Here is a 16,956-nt window from a genome sequence, read left to right as displayed (position 1 = left end):
GATGACGCTGATCAGCTTCGTCGTCCCGGCCTATCGGGTGCAGGGCTACCTGCGGGAATGCCTGGACTCGATCCTCGCCCAGCCGGTCGTCGACATCGAGGTGATCGGGGTCGACGACTGCTCACCCGACGCCAGCGGCGACATCCTCGACGAGTACGCGGCCCGCGACGATCGGGTACGCCCCCTCCGGCTGGACCGCAACGTCGGGCTGGGGCCGGCCCGCAACGCCGGGCTGGACCGGGCGGTCGGGGAGTACGTCTGGTTCATCGACGGAGACGACTGGCTGGTGCCGGAGTGCCTGATCGAGGTGGCCGAGCGGCTGCGCACCACCCGCCCGGACGTGCTGCTGGTCGACCACGTCCGCGCCCATTGGAACGACACGGTCACCCGCAGCGCCATGGCCGAGGTGTTCCCGCAGCCGCCCGGGCCGGTCACCTTCCGGCTGCGGGAGCGACCGGAGACCCTGAACCTGCTGCACACCGCCTGGAACCGGCTGGTCCGTCGACAGTTCCTGGCCGAGACCGGGCTGCGCTTCGCCCCCGGCTGGTACGAGGACGTGTCCTTCAGCTATCCGATGCTGCTGGCCGCCGACCGGATCGGGGTACTCGACACGGTCTGTGTCAACTATCGGCAGCGGCGGGCGGGGGCGATCACGAAGACCCGGGGTGAGCGGCACTTCGAGCTGTTCGAGCAGTGGCACCGGGTGTTCCGGTACGCCGATCGGCTCGGCGCCCAGGAGCTGCGGGCGGCGCTGTTCGAACGGATGATGTGGCACTACCTGACCGTGCTCGGCAACCCCGATCGGCTCCCCGCGCACCTGCGGCCGACCTTCTTCGCCCGGATGTCGATCGAGTACGCCCGGTACCGGCCGCCGGGTGGATACCGGGTCCCGCCGGGGGTGGAGGGGCTCAAGCACCGGCTGGTGGCGGCCGGGCGGTGGCGGGCCTACTCGGCGCTGCGGGCCACCAGCCGCAGGGGGGAGACCGCTCGCCGCGCCGTCCGGCAGGTAAGACGTCGGGCGGTGCCACCGGTGCGGGCCACCGTGCGGGCGGCCAGGGATGTCGCGCTGCACGGGTACCACCGGGCCGAACTGCACCGACCCCTGGACGAGAACCTGGCCGTCTACGCGGCCTACTGGTACCGCGGCTACGCCTGCAACCCGGCGGCGATCTACGAGGCGGCCCGGCGGCTGGCCCCCCAGATCCGGGGGGTGTGGATCGTACGGAGGGACCGGGTGCACACCCTGCCGGCGGGTGTCGAGTACGTGGTGGCCGGCAGTCCCGCGTACCACCGGGTGCTGGCCCGGGCCAAGTGGCTGATCAACAACGTCAACTTCCCGGACTCGGTGCGCAAACGGCCCGGTTCGGTGCATGTGCAGACCCACCACGGCACCCCGGTCAAGGTGATGGGGCTGGACCAGCAGCGTTATCCACTGGGGGCGGTCGGGATGGATTTCGCCGGGCTGCTGCGTCGGGTGGACCGCTGGGACTACAGCATCTCCGCCAACAGCTTCTCCACCCAGATGTGGGAGCGGGCCTATCCGGCCGCGTACACCACCGTGGAGGTGGGTTATCCGCGCAACGACCGGCTGGTCACCGCGACCCCCGAGGAGGTGCTACGGCTGCGGGCCCAGTTCGGTGCCGGTCTCGGTGAGCAGGTGATGCTGTACGCGCCGACCCACCGGGAGCACCTGCCCGGCTACCGGCCGCCGTTCGACCCGGAGCGGGTGCTCGACGCCCTGGGCCCCTCCGGGCTGCTGCTGATCCGCAGCCACTACTTCCATGACCGCAACCGGAGAGGGTGGCCCCCGGCGGGCCGGGACCGGATCATCGACGTCAGCTCTCATCCTCAGGTCGAGGATCTCTACCTGGCGGCGGACCTGCTGGTCACGGACTATTCCTCCGCGATGTTCGACTACGCGGTGCTGGACCGGCCGATCGTCATCTACGCGCCGGACTGGGACGCCTACCGGTTGACCCGGGGGGTCTACTTCGACCTCCTGGCCGAGCCGCCCGGACCGGTGACGCAGACCTTCTCCGAGTTGCTGGAGGTGTTGCGGGACCGGCGATTCGACACCGTGGCGGCCGACCGGACGCGGGCGCGGTTCCGGGAGCGGTTCTGCGCCCTGGAGGACGGCCAGGCCGCAGAGCGGGCGGTTCGGCAGATATTCCTGGCCGACATCTCCGGCTGATATGGAAGATTCAGCCGATAGCCACTACTCGATGGAACGTATTGCGTCTGTCACGACTTGAACATGACACGTTTACCCGATGTGCGGCTGACATGATCCTGGCCACAGTCATTGCCGGGTTCGGCAGACGAGGGGTCGGGGGAGGAGACGGGTGAGCACCGTCGCGCTCAAGGATGTCACGAAGGTCTTCCGGGACGGCACGGTCGCGGTGGACAGCATCAATCTCGAGGTCAACGACGGCGAGTTCATGGTGCTGCTCGGGCCATCCGGCTGCGGCAAGTCGACGGTGTTGCGCATGGTCGCCGGGTTGGAGGAGCCGACTGCGGGCAAGGTGATGCTCGACGGAGAGGTCGCCAACGACCTGCCGCCCCGGGAGCGTGGGATCGCCATGGTCTTCCAGGACTTCGCGCTCTACCCGCACATGAGCGTCGGCGACAACATCGCCTTCCCCCTCAAGCTGGCCGGGGTCGAACCGGCCCCGCGCGGCGAACGGGTCACCGATGTGGCCAGCGCCCTCGGCATCGGTGACGTGCTGGCCCGGCGACCCAGTCAACTCTCCGGCGGGCAGCGGCAGCGGGTGGCGATGGGCCGGGCCATCGTGCGCCGCCCGAAGCTGTTCCTGATGGATGAACCCCTGTCCAACCTGGACAGCGGGCTGCGGGCGGAGCTACGGGCGGAGATCTCCGCCCTGACCCGCGAGCTGGGGGTCACCACCATCTACGTGACGCACGACCAGGCCGAGGCACTGACCATGGCCGACCGGGTGGCCATCATGCGCAAGGGGGTCCTCCAGGACGTGGGCACCCCGACCCAGGTGTACGGCCGTCCGGCCACCCTCTACGTGGCCGCCTTCCTGGGCAGCCCCCGGATGAACCTGCTGGAGGCCTCGGTCTACGTCCACCTCGACCGGTACGTCACCCTCACCCTCGGGGATCAGGCGCTCTACCTGCCCTGGGACGACATCCGCAGTCGCGCGGTGGCGCACTACCACGGTGAGCGGATCGTGGTCGGGATGCGAGCCGAGGCCCTCACCCCGGTGGCCCCGGACTCACCGGGCGACGTCCTGCAAGGCCGGATCCGCTACCTGGAGCACCACGGGCACGAGTCGTTGGCCTTCCTGGACATCGGGGCCACCGCGATCGTGGTGGACGAGGTGGGCGCGGCACCGGAGGGCGACACCCCGCTGGGCCAGCGTGGCCTGCGCCGCTTCGGTCAGGTGATGCAGCGGTTCGCCGGCCGGGCCCCGGTGCCGCAGGCGAACCCGAACAGCGGTCAGGCCAGCGTCCTGCCCGACCCGGGTCGGCATCACCGCCGCCCGGCCGAACTGGCCGTCCGGCTCGCGCCGTACCCTGCGGTCTCCGCCGGTCACCCGCTGGCCATCAAGGTACGCATGGACGCCCTGCACTTCTTCGACGAGCGCGGCGACCGCATCGACGTCGGCTGGCGCTGAGGCCACCTGCGGCGCGCCGGGTTGAGCGAAGTACGTTTGCCGGCCGGTGACCATGGATAGATTGGGGCGATGCTCGGTCTGCCGGATCACGTGACCGCGTGTCTCTTCGACCTGGACGGTGTGCTCACGCAGACCGCCCGGGTCCACAACGCCGCCTGGACCGAGACCTTCGACGACTTCCTGCGCCGGCACGCCGAGGCAGCCGGGAGCGAGGTGGCCGATACGGCGTACCGGCCGTTCGACCCGGGGCCGGACTACCACCGCTACGTCGACGGGCGGCCCCGACTCGACGGGGTCCGCACCTTCCTCGCCTCGCGCGGCATCACCCTGCCTGAGGGGACCCCTGAGGATCCCCCTGGTACCCAGACCGTGCACGGCCTGGGAAACCAGAAGAACGCTCTGGTTCTGGAGCGGATCCGCAGCATCGGGGTGGACGTCTACCCCGGCTCGGTGACCTATCTCAAGGCGGTGGCCGAGGCCGGGCTGCGTCGGGCGGTCGTCACGGCCAGCGCCAACGGCCGGGAGGTCCTCGCCGCCGCCGGGCTCGAACCCTTGTTGGAGGAACGGGTGGACGGACTGAGCGCACGGGCCGAGGGGTTGCGGGGCAAACCGCACCCGGACACCTTCCTCGCCGGGGCGAAGCTGCTCGGCGTACAGCCGGAACAGGCGGCCGTCTTCGAGGACGCCCTCGCCGGAGTCGAGGCCGGACGGGCCGGGGGATTCGGGTACGTCGTCGGGGTCGACCGTGCGGGTCAGGCCGACGAGTTGCGTGCCCACGGCGCTGACGTGGTGGTCACCGACCTGGCCGAACTGCTCGACCCCGGACGACCGGAGTGATCCGGGAGCGGGCCTATCCGGTCGAGCCGTGGCACATCCGGGAGACCCAACTCGACGTGGACGTGCTCGCCCAGTCCGAGTCGGTCTTCGCACTCTCCAACGGGCACATCGGGCTGCGCGGCAACCTGGACGAGGGGGAGCCGCACGGGCTGCCCGGCACGTACCTCAACTCGTTCTACGAACTGCGTCCCCTGCCGTACGCGGAGGCGGGTTACGGGTTTCCGGAGTCCGGTCAGACCGTCGTCAACGTGACCAACGGCAAGCTGATCCGGCTGCTGGTCGACGACGAGCCGCTCGATGTGCGCTACGGCGAGCTGCTCGCCCACGAACGGATTTTGGACCTGCGTGCCGGCACCCTCCATCGGACCCTGCACTGGCGTTCCCCGGCCGGGCGGGAGGTCCGGGTGCACAGCACCCGACTGGTCTCCTTCCGGCAGCGCTCGGTGGCCGCCATCCGGTTCGAGGTGGAGGTCGCCGACGACCAGCCACTGCGGTTGATCGTCCAGTCGGAGTTGGTGGCCAACGAGACCCTGCCGCCGCAGAGCCGCGATCCCCGGGTCGCCGCCGTACTGGAATCGCCGTTGCAGGCGGAGGAGGAGCTGACCACCGCCGACGGGGGACTGCTGATCCACCGGACCAAGGTCTCCGGGCTGCGGGTCGCTGCGGCGATGGAGCACGAGATCGACTCACCCTCGCGTACCACGATCGAGTCCGAGGGGTACGAGGACTGGGTGCGTACCACCATCGGGTGCGTGCTGGAGCCGGGCCAGCGGCTGCGGGTGGTGAAGTACCTGACGTACGGCTGGTCCAGCCGGCGCTCCCTGCCCGCCCTGCGCGATCAGGTCGGCGCCGCCCTGGCCGCCGCCCGCCTGGACGGCTGGGACGGCCTGGTCCGTGAACAGCAGGAATACCTGGACGAGTTCTGGGACGCCGCCGACGTGCAGATCGACGGCGACCCGGAGGTGCAGCAGGCCGTCCGGTTCGGGCTGTTCCACGTGCTTCAGGCCGGGGCCCGCGCGGAACGTCGGCCCATCGCCGCCAAGGGCCTCACCGGTCCGGGGTACGACGGGCACGCCTTCTGGGACACCGAGATGTTCGTGCTGCCGGTGCTGACGTACACCCATCCGGCCGCCGTGCGCGACGCCCTGTACTGGCGGTACTCCACCCTGGAACAGGCCTACGAGCGAGCCCGGACCCTCAACCTGTCCGGGGCTACCTTCCCCTGGCGCACCATCGAGGGCCCGGAGTCCTCCGGCTACTGGCCGGCTGGCACAGCCGCCTTCCACGTCGCGGCCGACATCGCGGACGCGCTGCGGCGCTACGTACTGGTCAGCGGCGACATTGAGCTGGAACGCGAGATCGGGCTCACCCTGCTGGTGGAGACGGCCCGGCTGTGGCGCTCGCTGGGGCACCACGACCGCGACGGCCAGTTCCACATCGACGGGGTTACCGGCCCGGACGAGTACACCGCCGTCAAGAACGACAACATCTACACCAACCTGATGGCGCAGCGGAACCTGCGGGTCGCCGCCGAGGTGGCGATGCGCCACCGGGACGACGCGTTCCACCTGGGAGTCACCGACGAGGAGGCCGCCGCGTGGCGGGACGCCGCTGCGGCCATGCACATCCCGTACGACCAGGAGATCGACGTACACCAGCAGGTCGAGGGCTTCACCCGGTTGGAGGAGTGGGACTTCGCGCACACCCCGCAGGACAAGTACCCGCTGCTGCTGCACTACCCGTACTTCGACCTGTACCGCAAGCAGGTGGTCAAGCAGGCCGACCTGGTGCTGGCCATGCACTGGCGGGGTGACGCCTTCACCCCCGAGGAGAAGCTGCGCAACTTCCTCTACTACGAGCGGCGTACGGTGCGGGATTCCTCGCTGTCGGCCTGCACCCAGTCGGTGCTGGCGGCCGAGGTGGGCTACCTGGAGCTGGCGCACAGCTATCTGCGCGAGGCGGCGCTGATGGACCTGCACGACCTGAACGAGAACACCCGCGACGGCGTGCACATGGCCTCGCTGGCCGGCTCGTGGATCGCGCTGGTCGCCGGGTTCGGTGGGCTGCGGGACGACGAGGACGTGCCCTCGTTCGCCCCCCGCCTGCCCAGCCGGATCGGCCGGTTGGAGTTCTCACTGCAATGGCGCGGGACACGGCTGCGGGTCACCGTACGCCCCGACGAGACGACGTACGCCCTGCATCATGCCGAGCCGGATGCGGTGATGGATGTCCGTCACCACGGCGAGTCGGTGCGGGTCACCTGCACCGAGCCGGTGACCCTACCGATCCCGCCCGCGCCGGAGAATCTGCCCCCGGTGGAGCAGCCCCCCGGACGGGCCCCGCTGCTCCGCCTGCCTGAGCGGGTGTCCTGAGCGGAGGCGGCCGGCCCGATCCGGTCTAGATCGGCTCCCCCTGCGAGGGGCGGCCGCTGGTGTCGTGGGGTGTCCGGGCCCGACGATCGTCCGCCGACCGGGCCTGGGCTGCCTCGTCCGCCCAGTCCCTACCTCCCCGGGGATTCTGTTCCCGCCGCTCGCGATCGGCGGCCTGGTCGACGGGCTCACGGTGGTGATGGGGCATGACGGTCCTCGCGATCTGATCGCCGGCACCGAGCGGCCGGTCCGTCTGCTGGTTCCGCGAGGGCTACCCGACCCGACCCCCGACAAACCCGGGCGGCGCGCGGGGAGGCACGGCGTGACCCCCGCCCGACGGGGTATGCCGGGCGCGGGGTTCGCCGGGTCTGCCGAGTCGATCGGCGCGCCGTGGCCCGGCTGTGGGTCTGGCCCGGCTGTGGGTCTGGCCCGGCTGTGGGTCTGGCCCGGCCGTGGGTCTGGAGGATGAGGATGGACGTGCGGGAAGAGGCGGTGACGATCCCGGCCGGCGGGGCCGACCTGCCGGCGGATCTGCTGGTGCCGACCGAACCGGTGGGGGCGGTACTGTTCGCGCACGGCAGCGGCAGTTCGCGGCACAGTCCGCGTAACGTCGCCGTGGCGAGGACCCTCAGCGCGGGCGGGCTGGGCACCGTCCTGGTCGACCTGCTCACCCCGGCGGAGGCCGAGGCGGACGCCGTCACCGCGGAACTGCGCTTCGACATCGACCTGCTGGCCGCCCGGCTGGCCGGGATCGTGGACTGGCTGGACTCGGCGCGACCCTTCGACCGGGCCCGGATCGGCATCTTCGGGGCCAGTACGGGTGCCGCCGCCGCCCTGGTCGCGGCGGCCCGACGGCCGGAGCAGGTGCACGCCGTGGTGTCCCGAGGCGGTCGCCCCGACCTGGCCGGTGCAGCCCTGGGCCAGGTACGCGCCCCCACCCTGCTGCTCGTCGGCGGCCTCGACGAGCAGGTCCTCTCGCTCAACCGGCAGGCGCGCGGCCAACTGACCGCCCCGGCCGACCTGCGGGTGATCCCCGGTGCGACACATCTCTTCGAGGAGCCCGGCACCCTGGAACAGGTGGCCGAGGCGGCGGCCGACTGGTTCCGCGAGCACCTACACCCCCAGCCCGCCCCGGCCTGACACTGTCGGCGGCGGACGTGGTGGGCGGGGCCGGTGATGCCGGGGGACTCCTGGTTGCGCCGACTTTCGGACCTCAGGCCCTCAACGCCACCTCGCGCCAGGCCCGCGACGGCACCCCCATCACCCACCCCTCGCGCCCTTTGCTCTGCTTCAACCCACGCAACGGATTGTGGTCGTAAACGGTGCGTCCGTTGAAGGGCCCTGGCTCACATCCGGTGGTAGCAGCGAGTAGTGGCCTCGCGGATCGAGTGGCTACGTTGGCCGATAAGCGCAATTGCTGCATGTGCGGCGGCAAGCTGAGTTGCGACCTTCCCGCGAGAGCTTCTCGGATGCCTGCATCACTGTCTGGCTACAGGACAACCCTACGACCCCGAGAAGGCCTTTCCCGGCTCCCGCTGTCGTGTCACTGCACCGACAGCGGCTTGGCCCATCGAGACCACTCAGGCTGTGGCTGATAACCCAAAGCCCGCCACGCCGGATGGGCGGCGGTGTTCTCGTCGAGAACCATCGCATCGACGCGGATACCGCCGAGCCGCCGAAACCGCTCCTCCGCAGCTTCCACCAACGAACCGGCAACCCCCTGCCGGCGGTAAGCGGGAGCTACCGCTAACCGGTACAGGTGACACCGCCATCCGTCCCACCCCGCGATGACCGTGCCCACCAACGCCCCCGCGTCCACAGCGAGGATCAGCGCCTCAGGATCACGAGCGATGAGGGCCGCGACGGCCTGCGCACTGTCCGCCGGACGGTGGGCGTCCTCAGCAGCGGTTCGCCAAAAATCCAGCACCGCCGAATATCCGCGGTGCTCGCCCTACGCAAGGTCATGTCCATCACAGGACCGAAGCGTACTGAACTACCTCGCCTACGAGCGGCCCGCCAAACGCGTGGGCCCGTTGAAGCAGAGCAAAGGGGGCCAGGTGGTAGGTGGTCGGCCCGGGGCGCGGCGGCTCAGCGGGCGCGGCGGGCAGGGTGAGGGCACCTCAGTCGGGTACGGGATGGGGTGGGGGCGGGGGGTCGTCCGGCGCGGGAGGTGCCGGAAGTGCCGGAAGTGCCGGAAGGGCTGCGGCTGCGGCGGCCTGTCGTTGGCGCTGCACGCTGTCGATCACCCGCCAGACAACGGCCGTTATCGGCACTGCGACGAAGGCACCGGCGATGCCGGCGATGAGGGTGCCGGCGGTGACCGCCAACAGGATCACCACCGGGTGCAGCCGTACCTGGCGCTTCATCACCAGCGGCTCCAGCAGGTTTCCCTCGATCTGCTGCACGGCGATCACCGCGGCCAGGGTGAGCAGGGCTGTCGTGGGACCGTTGGCGGCCAGGGCCACCAGCACCGCGACCGCGCCGGCCACGGTCGCCCCGATGATCGGTACGAACCCACCGATGAACGTGATCAAGGCCAGGGGGAAGGCCAGCGGCACCCCGAGCAGTACCAGCGCCAGGCCGATGCCGACCGCGTCGATGCCCGCGATCAGCATGGTGCCTCGGCTGTACGAGCCCAGGGTGCGCCAACCGACCCGGCCGGCCTCGGCGGCGATCTCCCGGTTCGGTCCGGCCGCGCGGCGCAACGTCCAGTGCCACATCGCCCGGCCGTCCTTGAGGAGGAAGAACAGCAACACCAGGGCTAGCAGGGCGGAGCCGAACACCTCGGTGACCGTGCGGGCGCTGGCGACCGGGTCGACCTTCTGGCTGGTGGCCGCCTCGCGTAACTGGGCGAGCAGACCGTCGAGCTGCTGGTCGGTCACCGGCAGGGTCGAGGTGATCAGGTCACGGGTCCGCCCGACCCCCTGCCGCAGTTCGTCACCCAGCTCGCTGAACTGGCTGGCGGTCAGGTTCCAGACCAGCACCCCCAGACCGCCCAGGATGCCGAGCAGCAGCAGGACGGTGAGCAGGGCGGCCAGTGAGGCGGGTAGCCGCAGCCGACGCAGCGCGAGTTGCACCGGGTCGAGCAGCGCGGCGAGGAAGAAGGTGGCGGCCAGGGCGATGGCCAGCGGTGTGACCAGGATGATGATCCGGGCCAGCAGGTAGAGGCCGGCGGCGATCACCACCAGACAGGCGCTCCACACCACGGCGGTACGCACCAGCCAGGGCAGGCTCGCCCACGCCTGTCGTGGTCCGGCTCCCCGGTCCGCTGCCTCCTCGGTCCCGCGCCCGGCACCCGCTGCGACCACGTCGCCCTCCTCGCGTCCGCGAGGAGGTACCCATCCGACCCCCACCCGACACCGCCCACCCGACCTCAGCCTGGGTGATCAAGAGGTTTCGGTCGGAATTCAGGCCGATCCAGACCAAAACTTCTTGATCAACGCCCCGAGCGGCGGGGTGGGGTGGGGGTGAGGTGGGTGGGTGGGTGGGTGTTAGTAGGCGGTGGCGGGGGTTCGGGGGGTGGCTACGGGAGCGACGGGGGGGACGGCGGGGAGGTCGCGGGTGTGGTCGGTGTCGGGTTCGGGTTCGGTGAAGGGGAGTAGGGAATCGTGGGGTTCGGCTGCCGGGAGGAGGGCGGAGACGGTCTCCGCTCGGAGGCTGCGGGCGGCTGCGGCGGCCACCTCGGCGGCGTGCCAGGCTTCCTGCTCCCGATCGCGGGCGATGCGCTGCTGGGCCAGCAGGTGGTCGCGGATCGCCCGGCGCAGCACCATCTCCTGCTCGACCGGGTGCAGGCGGGGATCCCAGCCCCGGTGCGCGAAGACGTCACTGAGCTGCTCCACCGACAGCTCCCGCCGCCAGTACGCCTCCAGGGCCGCCCGGTGCAACCAGCGTTCCCGGTCGGCGTACTCGGCCGGGGTGCGGGGGGTCTGCGGCAGCGGCATGCTCGCGGCCTCGGCCAACCGGCGAACGTCCGCCTCCGCCGCCTGGTACGCCTGCCACGCCTGCTCGGCCGCGTCCTGCGCGGCCGTCCACTCCTCGCGTCGGCGCCGAGCGGTCGCCTCGGCCCGCTCGGCGGCCACCATGACCTCCTGGGCCCACCGGTCTTCCTCGTCTGACTCCGGCGGACTCGGCAGGGCGGCCTCGCGGATGCGGGCACCCACGTCGAACCGGAGCCGCCGGGGACGCAGCAGCAGGGCGGAGACGGCGAGCGTGACGATGCCCAACAGGCTCAGCCAGATCGCGGCGGCCCGGGGCACGTCGGGAAGGACGGCGGAGAGAGTGGTCTGCATCATCAGCACCTCGTGGGCGGATAGGGTTCGTCGACTGTGCTGCCAGGGTGGGAACGAGGCCGGGAGGCGGTGGCACGGGCTCTGGACTTCGGCCCTGGCCGGGAGGGCGGGACGGGCCGGTTACCGGCGCTGGTCAGCCCGCCGATCGGCCGATGGTTTCTCAGCCCGACCCGGTCGGGCGGCGCGCTCCTCGGCTCGCTCCGGTCAGGCGCCAGGTGGGCCGCGCCGGGTCGGTTCACCGGCACCGGTGGCGAGGTGTACGACGGCAGGCCGGGGCGCGACGGCGGCGGTCGGGGCAGCCTCGGAGGTCTCGGGGTACGGCACTGCGGCTGCGGCCAATGCCCGGACGGGCTGTGTCGGCGTGTGACCGGTGGCGGACGCAACGGAGACCGCAGACCCGGTAGCGGGCGCAACGGTGACCGCAGACCCGGTGGAGGTCGACACCTCTCGTCCCGGCCACCCGGTCAGGGGGCCCTCCACGGCTCGGCTGGCGAGCCCGGTGCTGGTCGGTGCCGCCGGTAGCTCGGTGGTGTCGGGGCGGCCTCCGGTGGCCCCGCCGAGACCGACCGCGAGGATGAGTGCCACCAGCGCCAGGCGGGTCAGATCCGTCAGTGCGCAGCGCCCGACCGGCCACAGTGGACGGGCGAACGCGAGAGTCGGCACGCGGTCAAACCTATCGCCCCTGCCGCAGGATCGCAGCGGTCCGTTCGGCCCGGGATGGTGAAGCCGACCACGCCGGCCCTGCCGCAGCGAGCGGTTCGCCGGGACCGCACAGCGTGTCAGGGTGTGGGGCCGGACACCGGCTCCTTGGTGAACAGCGCCAGCAGGTCGCCGACCTGGCGATCGGCCTCGGCGGGGTGCCGGAACCGGCCGGCCGGGTTGAGGGTGTACTCGTTGCGTCGTCCGACCCGGGTGCGGTGCAGATAACCACCGGCCTCCAGGTCGGCCACGATGGCCTGGGCGGCCCGCTCGGTCACCCCCACCTCTTCGGCGACGTCCCGCAACCGCGCGGTGGGGTTGCGGGCGATGGCGAGCAGCACATGTGCATGATTGGTGAGAAAAGTCCAGTTACGGGCGTTCTCCCGCTCGCCGGTGGATGCCATGCCGCCCATCGTATGGGCCTTTCGGCTTCTTCGGGCCACGCCGTCCGGCCCGAGCACCCTGACCTGCGCGAAGGCAAGTGACCGGCGATACCTGAAATGCATATCACGCATTGCTTGACGCGGCTTGCAGTGCGTGTGACGGTTGGAGCAGCCCGCGACCAGCGTCGGCCGGGGTGACCAGGCATCGCATGAGCAGCGAGGAGACGCCGGATGAGCCGACCCGCGATCGGAACACACCCAGGGCTGGAGCGTGAACTGCTCACCGCGGATCTTCCGGGTGCCCCGCAGCGGGCGCTCGCCGAGCTGATCGCCGGCAACCGACGGTTCGTCACCGACACCCCGTGGCATCCGAACCAGAACGCCGGGCGTCGGACCGCCGTGGCGGCCGAGCAGCATCCCTTCGCGGTGATCGTGGGCTGCTCCGACTCCCGACTGGCCGCCGAGATCATCTTTGATCGTGGGCTGGGGGACCTCTTCGTGGTCCGTACCGCCGGGCACACCATCGGCCCCGAGGTGCTGGGCAGCGTCGAGTACGCGGTGGCCGTCCTGCGTACGCCGTTGGTGGTGGTGCTCGGGCACGACTCGTGCGGTGCCGTGCAGGCGGCCCGGGCGGCCCTGGCCACCGGCACCACCCCCGCCGGGCACCTGGGCGCGGTGGTGGACGCCGTGGTGCCCAGCCTGCGCCGGGCGCAGGCCGCCGGGGTGGAGGAGCTGGACCAGATCGTCGACATCCACATCGCGCAGACCGTGACGGCGATGCTGGAGGCCTCCACCGCGCTGGCCGCCGAGGTGTCCGCCGGGCGCTGCGCGGTGGTCGGCATGTCGTACCGGCTGGCCGCCGGGGAGGCACGGGCGGTGGCCGCGGAGCCCGCCGACCTGGTCGCCACCGCCGCCCTCGCCGCCTGACGGCGAGGAGCGCCCCACCGGACGGCGTGAGCCGCGCGCCCACACAACCTGACGGCGAAGGCCACCCACCCACACGACCTACGACGAGGGCCGCCCCACCCAGACGGCGGGACGGCCCTCGAAGTGGTGTCGGGGACGCTAGAGCATCGAGACGTGCACGTGGTCGGTGTGGTTCGACGGGCCGCTGTAGGAACTCCAGCCGGTCGCCGGGAACCAGATCTGCCGGTTCCAGATCACGTAGTAGACACCCAGCCGGTCGGCATTACGGACCAGGAACGCGGCCAGGTTGTTGCCGTAGATCCGGGTGTCGTCGTTGTACCAGGGTCGGAAACCGCTGTTCTGCAACGACCAGTCACAGGCCCGCCCCTTGGGGTGCTCCCACTTGTCACCCGGGCGGTAGCAGCCGACGAACCGGTTGAACCCGGCCCGCTTGACCTCCTTGTACATGTGCAGGGTGCGCGCGGTGATGCAGCCCGAGGTGGTCGGGTCGTCCTGGTTGCACGACTCGGGCTTCCAGCCGCCGTCGGAGGCCCGGTTGGGGCCGGGGCGGGCTACCGGGGAGGTGGCGGCCACCAGGCCACCGGTGAGGCCTACCCCACCGACCAGTCGGAGGGACTTCTCCGCGTCGCTCTTCTTGCGGGCCATGTCGTTGGTCAGCTTCTGCTGCTCGCGTACCTCGGCGTCGAGCGCCAGCTTGGCCGTCTCGGCGCGGCGCTTGACCGCGTTGACCTCGGCCAGCTTCTTGCTGTTGACCAGGTTCAGCTCGTCCAGGGCGGAGGCCCGGTGGATGAAGGAGTCCGGTGCGTCGGTCTGCAACAGCATGGCGATCGCGCCCACCCGACCGGTCCGGTACGACTGGGTGGCGATCTCGGCGACCTGTGGGGCGAGGGAGTCCAGGTCGGCCTCCGCGCGGCGGAGTTCGACGGCCAGCTTGAGCTGCTTCTTCTTGGACTTCTCCAGCTTCGACTTGGCCTTGGTGTAGTCCCGGTTGGTCGCCTCGATCAGCTCGTTGAGCATTGGCGGGTCGTCATCATGACCGGCTGGTTTGGGGGCGTTCGGCGCAGCCGTCGCCGGCAGGGGACCGGCGAAGACGGCGAACGCGGCGAACACGGCCACCACGGGCGTCAACCAGCGGCGTAGGGGTGCCGTCACTGTCTTCCCTTCCATCGACCGCCGACCGGGTTAGCTGACGGGTTCGGGACGGAAGTGGCCCCTACCGCTGGTGCGGATTCACCCCAGGTACCTGGGTCCCCGGCTCGCCTGGCGGCGATTGGGCGGTGGCACCGCAGGCGCTGGTGCGCGCCTTCGGCGGTGACCGGCAGTGAGGTTACCCGAGAGTCCGTCTGGGCTTCTACGTACCGAACCCGGCGAGATACGTCATTTCGTAATCGCAATGGGTGACGAGCGCCACGCATATCGACCGATGTGGTCGGCGTGCTCACGTTGAGCAGTGTCACCATGGGGTGTCGGTGCTCCTGTCCGGTTCGGGCCACTCCGAACGGGTGGCGGGGGGTGTGTGACGGGTACGCGGATCGCTGAGGGCCCGCAGTGCATCGGCCCGGTCCGTCGTCGGCCGGGGGATCCGGGGCCGGCCTTCGCCGACGGCGGCCACCTCGTCGGGGGCGGTGGCCGCGAGGTCCGTCCCGCCACGCTGCCGACCGGCGGTGGTCACCACGGTGGCCAGGGCGGTGGTCAGGGGTACGGCGGCGATCAGCCCGAGGGTGGCCACCACGCTGCGGACGATCTCCTGGGCCAGGAACTCGCTGGTGAGGATCTGCCCCAGGGCGCGGGAGTCGGCCGTCAGCAGGAGCAGCAGGGGCAGTGAGGCGCCGGCGTACGCCAGGACGATGGTGTTCACCACCGAGGCGATGTGCGCCCGGCCTACCCGGGTGGCCGAGCGGTACAGCTGGCGGCGGGACAGGTTGGGGTTGGCGTGGGCCAGCTCGGTGACCGCCGCGGCCTGGGTGACGGTGACGTCGTCGAGGACCCCCAGTGAGCCGATGATGATGCCGGCCAGCAGCAGGCCGTGCAGGTCGACATCGCCCCGGAACATCGACAGGGTGGTGGCGTCCTCGCTGCCGAAACCCGTCAGGTGGGTGGCGTTCGTCGCGGCCAGGCCGAGCAGCCCGGTGAGCACCAGGGCACCGAGGGTGCCGAGTACGGCCACCGAGGTCTGCGCGGACACCCCGTGGGTCAGGTACAGCACCACGAACATGATCAACGCGGCGCCGACGATGGCCACCACCAACGGCGGCTGACCGGCGCTGATGCCCGGCAGCACGAAGGTGAGCAGGATGGCGAAGCTGGCCGCCAGTCCGGCCAGGGCCGCCAGCCCGCGCAGTCGTCCGAAGGCCACGATGGCGGCGGCGAAGAGCACCCCCAGCCAGATCAGTGGCATACCGCGCTGGTGTTCGGCGATGTTGTAGGTGCTGATCGAGGGGTCTTCCGGGTCGATCAGCGAGACCAGGATGACCTCGTCGTCGACGCTCACCGAGGGGGCGCCCGGCCCGGCCGGGATGGGGGTGTCGACCTGCTGCCCGGCGTCCGGGCCGTCCTGGATCCGTACCGTGACGGTGCCGCAGGGGCCCCCGCCGGTGGTCGGGGTGCCCTCCGGCACCGCAGGGTTGGGCGGGCAGGGTTCGGTGACCACCCGGGTAACCGTGCCCTGGTAGCGGGGCAGGTCGTCGGCGGCCTCCGGGCGAGGGGCGTCGCGGGGCCAGAGCACCAGGGCGGCGATCAACGTGACGAGGAAGAGGGGGACGACCGTCACGATGAGGATCCGCCGCACCCCGGGCGGGGTGGGCGGAGCGGCCCGGCTGTGATCGGCGCCCATTCGATAGTCTCCCAACGATCTCTTCAGCGGAGTACGTGTCGGCGGGCGAGTCGGTTCAGCCCGGTCGTACGACTGTCGCGGTGGGCGGCCGAGGTGGCCGGAATGTGGCGGACCCGCTGCGTACGGTGATTGCCGGGGTGGGCCTGGCCGGACGCCGGACAGTGGCGGCGGATGCGGGTGCGCCGCCGGTGGCGGACGCAGGCCGGTGGGCCCGGATGTCGGCAGACCATCGTCTGCGAATCGTAGCCAGCCCGGGAATGGATCGCAGGCCGCGCCGGTTCCTCGGCGGTTCGCGGCCGGGGACCGGGGTGCCGGTGGGTGGGGTTCAGCCGCGCTTCATCAGGCGGCCGACGGCGGCCATCATCTCGGTGGCCATCTCGTCGGCGCGGCCCTCGGCGGCGCCGGTGTGCATGCAGTGCCGGGCGTGCCCGTCGAGCAGGCCCAGGGCGACCTTGTCCAGTGCGGCCTGGATGGCGGAGATCTGGGTCAGCACGTCGATGCAGTAGCGATCCTCGTCGACCATCTTCTCGACGCCGCGTACCTGACCCTCGACCCGCCGCAGCCGGGCAAGCAGTTGGTCCTTGCTGGCGGTGTAGCCACGGATCGGCGCGGGTGTGGTCATGGTAACGAGGATAACCTACCCCCAGGGGGTATGTTAGGGTCGCTCTTGGGTACCCCCCGTGGGTATTCTTCCAGACGCCGGCCGCCCCTCGGCCGGGTCACCGGAGAAGGAGAGTTCCATGGTCACCACGACGTACCAGGTGCAGGGCATGACCTGCGGACACTGCGTCAGCGCGGTCAGCGCCGAGGTCACCGCGCTGCCCGGCGTCACCGAGGTCGCGGTCGACCTGGCCGCCGGTCAGGTCAAGGTCACCAGCGAACAGCCGCTGGACGACGACGCGGTCCGCGCGGCCGTCGACGAGGCCGGATACGAGCTGGTCGGCGCCTGAGGCGACCGGCGGCGGAAACCCGAGGTGC

16 protein-coding genes and 1 riboswitch are annotated in these 16,956 nt (G+C 71.1%); of the genes, 7 read left to right on the top strand and 9 right to left on the bottom strand.

All coding sequences use genetic code 11. The features are described 5' to 3' along the window. Position 1 precedes the first annotated feature (1 nt). From ACLQ2T_RS23630 to ACLQ2T_RS23615, 4 genes are all read left to right on the top strand, one after another. Positions 2–2,191 carry a bifunctional glycosyltransferase/CDP-glycerol:glycerophosphate glycerophosphotransferase gene (locus tag ACLQ2T_RS23630; RefSeq protein WP_425768544.1) on the top strand — a complete coding sequence of 730 codons (2,190 nt, stop codon included), beginning with the start codon at positions 2–4 and terminating at the stop codon, positions 2,189–2,191. A 151-nt stretch (positions 2,192–2,342) separates the two neighbouring features. Continuing rightward, complete coding sequence (locus ACLQ2T_RS23625) at positions 2,343–3,641, top strand: ABC transporter ATP-binding protein (protein WP_425768543.1); 1,299 nt, start codon at positions 2,343–2,345, stop codon at positions 3,639–3,641. A 69-nt stretch (positions 3,642–3,710) separates the two neighbouring features. After that, complete coding sequence (locus tag ACLQ2T_RS23620) at positions 3,711–4,478, top strand: HAD family hydrolase (protein WP_425768542.1); 768 nt, start codon at positions 3,711–3,713, stop codon at positions 4,476–4,478. Next, positions 4,475–6,850, top strand: a complete 2,376-nt coding sequence (locus tag ACLQ2T_RS23615) for a glycoside hydrolase family 65 protein (protein ID WP_425768541.1) — start codon at positions 4,475–4,477, stop codon at positions 6,848–6,850. Before ACLQ2T_RS23620 ends, ACLQ2T_RS23615 begins: the two co-directional genes overlap by 4 nt. A gap of 25 nt (positions 6,851–6,875) precedes the next feature. On the opposite strand, the gene ACLQ2T_RS23610 is transcribed toward ACLQ2T_RS23615, so the two are convergent. After that, positions 6,876–7,055 (bottom strand): hypothetical protein, encoded by a 180-nt coding sequence (locus tag ACLQ2T_RS23610; protein WP_425768540.1) that lies wholly within the window; start codon positions 7,053–7,055, stop codon positions 6,876–6,878. A 263-nt stretch (positions 7,056–7,318) separates the two neighbouring features. Between ACLQ2T_RS23610 and ACLQ2T_RS23605 the strand changes: the two genes are divergently transcribed. Further along, positions 7,319–7,987, top strand: coding sequence for a dienelactone hydrolase family protein (locus ACLQ2T_RS23605; protein WP_425768539.1), 669 nt, complete (start codon positions 7,319–7,321; stop codon positions 7,985–7,987). A 403-nt stretch (positions 7,988–8,390) separates the two neighbouring features. On the opposite strand, the gene ACLQ2T_RS23600 is transcribed toward ACLQ2T_RS23605, so the two are convergent. The 5 genes from ACLQ2T_RS23600 to ACLQ2T_RS23580 form a co-directional block, all read right to left on the bottom strand. Continuing rightward, positions 8,391–8,774 carry a GNAT family N-acetyltransferase gene (locus ACLQ2T_RS23600; protein WP_425768538.1) on the bottom strand — a complete coding sequence of 128 codons (384 nt, stop codon included), beginning with the start codon at positions 8,772–8,774 and terminating at the stop codon, positions 8,391–8,393. Positions 8,775–8,967: 193 nt separating this feature from the next. Continuing rightward, positions 8,968–10,155, bottom strand: a complete 1,188-nt coding sequence (locus ACLQ2T_RS23595) for an AI-2E family transporter (RefSeq protein ID WP_425768537.1) — start codon at positions 10,153–10,155, stop codon at positions 8,968–8,970. A gap of 183 nt (positions 10,156–10,338) precedes the next feature. Continuing rightward, positions 10,339–11,136, bottom strand: coding sequence for a hypothetical protein (locus ACLQ2T_RS23590; RefSeq protein WP_425768536.1), 798 nt, complete (start codon positions 11,134–11,136; stop codon positions 10,339–10,341). Positions 11,137–11,340: 204 nt separating this feature from the next. Next, positions 11,341–11,799, bottom strand: a complete 459-nt coding sequence (locus tag ACLQ2T_RS23585; RefSeq protein ID WP_425768535.1) for a hypothetical protein — start codon at positions 11,797–11,799, stop codon at positions 11,341–11,343. Positions 11,800–11,915: 116 nt separating this feature from the next. Next, complete coding sequence (locus tag ACLQ2T_RS23580) at positions 11,916–12,248, bottom strand: helix-turn-helix transcriptional regulator (protein ID WP_425768534.1); 333 nt, start codon at positions 12,246–12,248, stop codon at positions 11,916–11,918. Between the two features lie 201 nt (positions 12,249–12,449). Between ACLQ2T_RS23580 and ACLQ2T_RS23575 the strand changes: the two genes are divergently transcribed. Beyond that, a complete protein-coding gene (locus ACLQ2T_RS23575) occupies positions 12,450–13,145 on the top strand; it encodes a carbonic anhydrase (RefSeq protein ID WP_425768533.1) in 696 nt (231 codons plus the stop codon). A gap of 138 nt (positions 13,146–13,283) precedes the next feature. On the opposite strand, the gene ACLQ2T_RS23570 is transcribed toward ACLQ2T_RS23575, so the two are convergent. From ACLQ2T_RS23570 to ACLQ2T_RS23560, 3 genes are all read right to left on the bottom strand, one after another. Beyond that, positions 13,284–14,297, bottom strand: coding sequence for a coiled-coil domain-containing protein (locus ACLQ2T_RS23570; RefSeq protein WP_425768532.1), 1,014 nt, complete (start codon positions 14,295–14,297; stop codon positions 13,284–13,286). Positions 14,298–14,301: 4 nt separating this feature from the next. Next, a riboswitch (cyclic di-AMP (ydaO/yuaA leader) is annotated at positions 14,302–14,432 on the bottom strand. 166 nt (positions 14,433–14,598) lie between these two features. After that, positions 14,599–15,978: a YibE/F family protein gene (locus tag ACLQ2T_RS23565; RefSeq protein WP_425768531.1), complete on the bottom strand. Its 1,380-nt coding sequence runs from the start codon at positions 15,976–15,978 to the stop codon at positions 14,599–14,601. A gap of 325 nt (positions 15,979–16,303) precedes the next feature. Further along, positions 16,304–16,600 carry a metal-sensitive transcriptional regulator gene (locus ACLQ2T_RS23560; RefSeq protein WP_425768530.1) on the bottom strand — a complete coding sequence of 99 codons (297 nt, stop codon included), beginning with the start codon at positions 16,598–16,600 and terminating at the stop codon, positions 16,304–16,306. A 118-nt stretch (positions 16,601–16,718) separates the two neighbouring features. Here ACLQ2T_RS23560 and ACLQ2T_RS23555 point away from each other — a divergent pair, with 118 nt between their 5' ends. Beyond that, the gene (locus ACLQ2T_RS23555; RefSeq protein ID WP_425768529.1) at positions 16,719–16,928 is read left to right on the top strand and encodes a heavy-metal-associated domain-containing protein; all 210 of its coding nucleotides are present in this window, start codon (positions 16,719–16,721) and stop codon (positions 16,926–16,928) included. Positions 16,929–16,956: the final 28 nt, after the last annotated feature.

The organism is Micromonospora sp. DT229, from assembly GCF_049844505.1.
In the GTDB taxonomy this organism is placed as follows: domain Bacteria; phylum Actinomycetota; class Actinomycetes; order Mycobacteriales; family Micromonosporaceae; genus Micromonospora.
Note: the sequence above shows the minus strand (reverse complement) of the source record. Positions and strands in the feature narration are given on the sequence as shown.

What these genes read in the sequence shown, in the direction of transcription:
- ACLQ2T_RS23575 (WP_425768533.1), top strand. Translation starts at nt 12,450, where the DNA reads ATGAGCCGACCCGCGATCGGAACACACCCAGGGCTGGAGCGTGAACTG.
- ACLQ2T_RS23580 (WP_425768534.1), bottom strand. Translation starts at nt 12,248, where the DNA reads ATGGGCGGCATGGCATCCACCGGCGAGCGGGAGAACGCCCGTAACTGG.
- ACLQ2T_RS23590 (WP_425768536.1), bottom strand. Translation starts at nt 11,136, where the DNA reads ATGCAGACCACTCTCTCCGCCGTCCTTCCCGACGTGCCCCGGGCCGCC.
- ACLQ2T_RS23630 (WP_425768544.1), top strand. Translation starts at nt 2, where the DNA reads ATGACGCTGATCAGCTTCGTCGTCCCGGCCTATCGGGTGCAGGGCTAC.
- ACLQ2T_RS23605 (WP_425768539.1), top strand. Translation starts at nt 7,319, where the DNA reads ATGGACGTGCGGGAAGAGGCGGTGACGATCCCGGCCGGCGGGGCCGAC.
- ACLQ2T_RS23555 (WP_425768529.1), top strand. Translation starts at nt 16,719, where the DNA reads ATGGTCACCACGACGTACCAGGTGCAGGGCATGACCTGCGGACACTGC.
- ACLQ2T_RS23610 (WP_425768540.1), bottom strand. Translation starts at nt 7,055, where the DNA reads ATGCCCCATCACCACCGTGAGCCCGTCGACCAGGCCGCCGATCGCGAG.
- ACLQ2T_RS23565 (WP_425768531.1), bottom strand. Translation starts at nt 15,978, where the DNA reads ATGGGCGCCGATCACAGCCGGGCCGCTCCGCCCACCCCGCCCGGGGTG.
- ACLQ2T_RS23620 (WP_425768542.1), top strand. Translation starts at nt 3,711, where the DNA reads ATGCTCGGTCTGCCGGATCACGTGACCGCGTGTCTCTTCGACCTGGAC.
- ACLQ2T_RS23560 (WP_425768530.1), bottom strand. Translation starts at nt 16,600, where the DNA reads ATGACCACACCCGCGCCGATCCGTGGCTACACCGCCAGCAAGGACCAA.